We start from the raw sequence: 4668 nt of genomic DNA on the forward strand, positions 1-4668 counted from the left end.
CTACTGGACCGCGGCCTGCGGGCGCTGTCCGCTCAAGAGCCAATGCACGCCCGGCAAGGAGCGGCGCGTCACGCGCTGGGAGCATGAGGAGGTGCTCGAGCGCGTGCAGAAGCGGCTCGATGAGAACCCAGACGCGATGCGTCGGCGGCGCGAGACGGTCGAGCACCCTTTCGGGACGATCAAGGTCACAAGCGGCCGATGCCCAGGTCGTGAAACAGCGATTCCAGCTCGGTGCGACCGCGGACGATGTAGGCTGATTCTCGCCGTCCTTCGATCGCCGTGAGGATCTCCGGCCTGACCTTCGCTGGGAAGCTCCAGATGATCTTCGCGAGCTTGGGGATGACCAGCAGTTCCGGGCAGTTCGGCGGCAAGTCGGGCCGACTGCGCCAGAGGTATCTCCAATTGCGCCTGGCGCATCGGCCGAAGCAGGTCAGGCGGCTCGCGTCGAGGAAGATCAGGAGATCGGCGGCCTCTCGGACCGGGGCCGACACCCCATCGATCACCCAATCTGGCTTCGCGATCAGCTCGGCTTCTCTGGCCTCCCGCCACGCGCGCGGGCTCTTCTTCCAGCCGGGATGCCAAACGAGCCGATCGAGCCCGTAGACCGGCAGGTCCAGGGCCTCGCCGATCTGCCGGGCGAGAGTAGTTTTTCCGCTGCCGGCATTCCCGGTGACATGGATTCGCGCCATGCAAACAGCTTAGGCGGAGGAAGGCGGCCTGTCCGCACCGGGTCTTGGTCGTGTGAAAACGCTGGCGGCATGGGCTCAACCTCTCTGCCACTGGCGCTCGGGCGTCGATCGGGCTGGCTGCTCGATGTCTTGCCGCCGTTGGCGACCTGACGGGCGCCAGCGGCGTTCTCGGCCGGAGCGGGCCGGGAGGCGGATCAGGCCCGGATCGCCGCCATCAGCGCGCCGACGCCCAGGATGTTCATGACCCGCGTCAGGTTGTAGGCGAGGACGGCGAGCGCCGTCTCCGTCTTCACGTTGTGGAGCCGCTTCGTCAGGAAGTGGGTCGCGCCCATCCGCGCCTTGATCGTCCCGAAAGGGTGCTCGACCGTCTCGCGCCGCTGACGCATCGCGGCTGGGTTCTCATCGAGCCGCTTCTGCACGCGCTCGAGTACCTCCTCGTGCTCCCAGCGCGTGACGCGCCGCTCCTTGCCGGGCGTGCATTGGCTCTTGAGCGGACAGCGCCCGCAGGCCGCGGTCCAGTAGCGGTGGAGCGTCGTGCCGTGCTCCTCGCTGGTCATGCGCCGGCTCAACCGCTCCCCGGCTGGACAAAGGTAGATGTCCTCCTCGGCGACATAGCGGAAGTCCGCCCTGTCGAACCGTCCGGCGGACTTGGCGTTCGAGGTTTGCGGCTTCGGCACCGTGACGGCGACGCCGGCGCGCTCGCAGGCCAGGATCTCCTCGCCGCTGAAGTAGCCGCGATCGGCGACGACCTCCAAGCGGTCGGAGAGCAACGCGGTCTTCGCCGCCTCCGCCATGCCGGAGAGCTGCGCCCGATCGGAGCCGGTCGTGACCACGTCGTGCGCGACGATGAGGTGGTGCTCCGTGTCGACGGCAGCCTGGACGTTGTAGCCGACGACGCCCGAGCCGCGGCCGCTGGTCGCCATCGAGCGCGCATCCGGGTCGGTGAGCGAGATCTGGCCGTCAGGAGATGCGAGCCGCTGCGCCTCGAGCGCGCGCAGGCGGCCCATCTCTTCGCGCAGCTTGCCGAGCTTCTCCTGCAGCCGCGTCTTGCGCATCTCGATCGCCTCGCTCGGTGCCTGGCGATCGGCGCTGTCGAGCTGCTGCAGATAGCGCCCGACGCTCGCGTCGATCTGCGCCAGCCGGCGCTGCATCTTGGCGGCGGTGAAGTTCCGGTCGCGGTTGTTGACGGCCTTGAACTTGCTGCCGTCGATGGCGACGCTGGCCTTCGTCAGCAGCCCCACACGACGGCAGAGCTCCACGAACTCGGCGCAGACCTTGCGGATCGCCGCGCCGTTGTCGCGGCGGAAATCGGCGATCGTCTTGTGATCCGGCACGAGCCGCCCGGTCAGCCACATCACTTCGACATTGCAGCCGGCCTCACGCTCGATGCGCCGGCTCGATTGGACCCGGTTGAGATAGCCGTAGACGTAGAGCTTCAGCAGCACCGCAGGATGATAGCTCGGCCGTCCAGTCGCCGCAGGATCGACACCGCCGAAGCCCAGCGCGGCGAGATCCAGCTCCCCCACAAAAGCATCGATCACCCGAACCGGATTATCCTGGTGCACCCAATCTTCGAGGCTTTCCGGAAACAGTGTCGACTGATTGCGATCCACACCCTCGACAAAGCGCTTCATCACCGCCCCCGTCGGATTCGACGAGGAATCGTAGCAGCCGACGCGTTTTCACACAGCCAGGGTCATCTGCGGACGGCCATGGATTTCGCTTCCAACATGCCGGGCGTCGCCGCAGAGGGGAGTATCGGCGAACGACCCGCAGGCAGGCGAGCATTGGGCCGGAAGGTGCTTCCCTAGTCCCTCGGCAGCGCCTTCACCACGACGCTACGCCGCCCTTCGACGGCCGGCGCGCTGGGCTTCAGCATCAGCCCCTTGGACTGCGGCTCGATGCGCGCGCCGGGATAGACGGCGGCCACGTGCGGCAGGGCGTTGCGCACCTTCTTCGCGAAGTTGTCGGTCGCGGCGATCTCGCTGCCGAGCTGGGTCATCAGCTCGCGCCAGGTCAGGAAGAGCGGCCGCTCGAGACGCGGCAGGCGGTAGGCGCACATCGTGTAGAGGTCGAGGCCCAGCGAGGTTCCCGCGAGGTGGGCGATGGCCCGCCGGTCGAGCGGGACGGCATGGGCCTTGAGGTGCTCGTGGAACTCCTCGGAGAGCTCGACCTCCTCGGGCCAGGTCTCCTGGCCAGGCTGCTCTGCCCACATCGAAAGACCGCGGACGATCTCCGTCTTGCGCATGCCCTGGACGCGCCCGCCGTCGCGCTCGCTCTCCCACTCGAGCTTCAGGCCGCAGTTGGCGATCCGGAGCACCTGCTCCTTGATCACCGGGATCGTGCCGCGCCGGCCGCCGGTGACCGGCAGCCCCAGGCTGCGGATCCAGCTGGACATGGAACGGCCGAGCGGCACGAACCGCGAGCGCACGCCCTCGGTCTGCAGGTAGATCATGATGAGCCTGGCCTTGGCGCCAAAGGGCACGCCGAGGTACTCCGCCTCGCCCGACTGCTCGTCGGTCGCCACACCCGGCGTCACGATGAGCCGCAGGGCCCCGGAGCGGCGCATCCAGGGCCGGGCGTTGTCGGCCGGGCGGCTGTGCGGCAGCGCTGTCTGGCAGAGCCCCGAATGGAGGAAGTTGAGGTCCTCGCTGCTCGGCGGCAGGAGCAGGTCGGCTGCAGCACGGATTGCCCTGATCTCGGTCCGGGGCGCACCTTCCTTCACCGCGAGCTCAAGCACCCGTTCGGTGCCGAACAGCTTCAGCTGATCGTGGAGCTCTCCCATGGCCTTCCTCCGCTCGCTCCGCTGCTGGATCGAACCAGCAGACTGCTACCATATTTTGGGGATCTCCGAAGCGGCAACGCGAGATAGCGCGTAGAATCGGTACGAAGATTCCACCCGAAGCGCCACCGATCCGTACCGATTCTACGTGGACGGCGGCCCAAGGACCGCTCGCTTGCGCCGAATCGGTACGGCAGCTGCGGCGCCGACTCCAGGGCGGCCGGACCGCCAAGGAGCGGAAAGGCCGGCCCATGCTGCATCGGCCCACGCTGAATCGGTACGAAAGGCGCGCCGAATCGGTACCGGCGGCCTGGAGCGAGGCTCGGCGGCGCGTCACATCGGTACGCGCGCGGCGCCGAATCGGAACGCCGCCCGCGCGCCGAATCGGGACGCCGGGGCGGGCTTGTCCACGTCGCATCGGTACGGGCCACTAACAGATAGTGGAAACAGATAGTTAGAAGAGTCGATAAGGGACGCGCGAGGAGGCGCGGGAAGGGGCTGGCGGCTAGGCCGAATCCGGCTCGCAAGGGGCGGCCAGACCGGGCCGCGCAGCCTTTCCATCCAGCTCCCGGCCCGGTCGGCACGCCCGAGAGGGGCTCGCCGCCGGCGCGAAGGGTCGCCAACCCGCAGTTCCCCGACGGCTTGCATCGTCATCGACCTCGAGACCTTCCGCGCTGAATCGGTACGGGCACGGCGGTCCCGTCTGTTGCGCGACGGCCGGCCAGGCGCGCGCGACATCGGCCGATCGAGCCCTTCGGGAGCCGCACCACCCCGCGAGCCCGCCCCGCCCTCACGCTCCGGCAGGTCCAGCGGGCCCGTACCGATTCAGCGTTGCATCGGTACGGCAGCGGCCCCGCATCTGACGCCCTCGCCTGCCGCGCATGTCCACCACGGCTCCGGCGGAGGCGGCGGGACATTCCAGCCGGGCCCGTACCGATTCGACGTAGCATCGGTACGAAAAATGCCGCGGTCTCGATCGAGGGCCCTGATTGCGCTCCCGCCGAGCGAGGCGACGTCTGCCGTACCGATTCGACGTAGCATCGGTACGGCCCGCCCGGTCGCGCTCGAGCCGCGCGCCGCGGCCTCGGCGCCGCTAGGAGCCTGTCCGAGTAAGCGCCTTTGTCTCGACGCTCGGCAGTGGTCGTGATTCACTCCGGTTCATGGGCAAGACCTATCGGGCTTGGGAGGTGGACCAGC

3 protein-coding genes and 1 pseudogene are annotated in these 4668 nt (G+C 68.4%); 1 reads left to right on the plus strand and 3 read right to left on the minus strand.

Annotation, left to right across the window (positions count from 1 at the left end):
• Positions 1–196 (plus strand): annotated as a pseudogene (locus B9O00_RS31885) (transposase); the annotation flags it as partial.
• On the opposite strand, the gene B9O00_RS32905 reads toward B9O00_RS31885, so the two are convergent.
• The 3 genes from B9O00_RS32905 to B9O00_RS31900 all read right to left on the minus strand — a co-directional run bounded on the left by B9O00_RS32905 (position 186) and on the right by B9O00_RS31900 (position 3474).
• Positions 186–689 (minus strand): P-loop NTPase family protein, encoded by a 504-nt coding sequence (locus tag B9O00_RS32905; RefSeq protein WP_143596443.1) that lies wholly within the window; start codon positions 687–689, stop codon positions 186–188. The pseudogene B9O00_RS31885 and the gene B9O00_RS32905 sit on opposite strands and share 11 nt — an antisense overlap.
• Positions 690–883: 194 nt before the next feature.
• Positions 884–2323: an IS1182 family transposase gene (locus B9O00_RS31895; RefSeq protein WP_085127473.1), complete on the minus strand. Its 1440-nt coding sequence runs from the start codon at positions 2321–2323 to the stop codon at positions 884–886.
• A 173-nt stretch (positions 2324–2496) separates the two neighbouring features.
• A complete protein-coding gene (locus B9O00_RS31900; RefSeq protein WP_085127475.1) occupies positions 2497–3474 on the minus strand; it encodes a replication protein RepA in 978 nt (325 codons plus the stop codon).
• Positions 3475–4668 lie beyond the last annotated feature (1194 nt).

The organism is Tistlia consotensis USBA 355 (assembly GCF_900177295.1).
Taxonomy (GTDB): Bacteria; Pseudomonadota; Alphaproteobacteria; order Kiloniellales; family DSM-21159; genus Tistlia; species Tistlia consotensis.

Coding starts and splice junctions, on each gene's coding strand:
- B9O00_RS31895 (WP_085127473.1), bottom strand. CDS start 2,323: ATGAAGCGCTTTGTCGAGGGTGTGGATCGCAATCAGTCGACACTGTTT.
- B9O00_RS31900 (WP_085127475.1), bottom strand. CDS start 3,474: ATGGGAGAGCTCCACGATCAGCTGAAGCTGTTCGGCACCGAACGGGTG.
- B9O00_RS32905 (WP_143596443.1), bottom strand. CDS start 689: ATGGCGCGAATCCATGTCACCGGGAATGCCGGCAGCGGAAAAACTACT.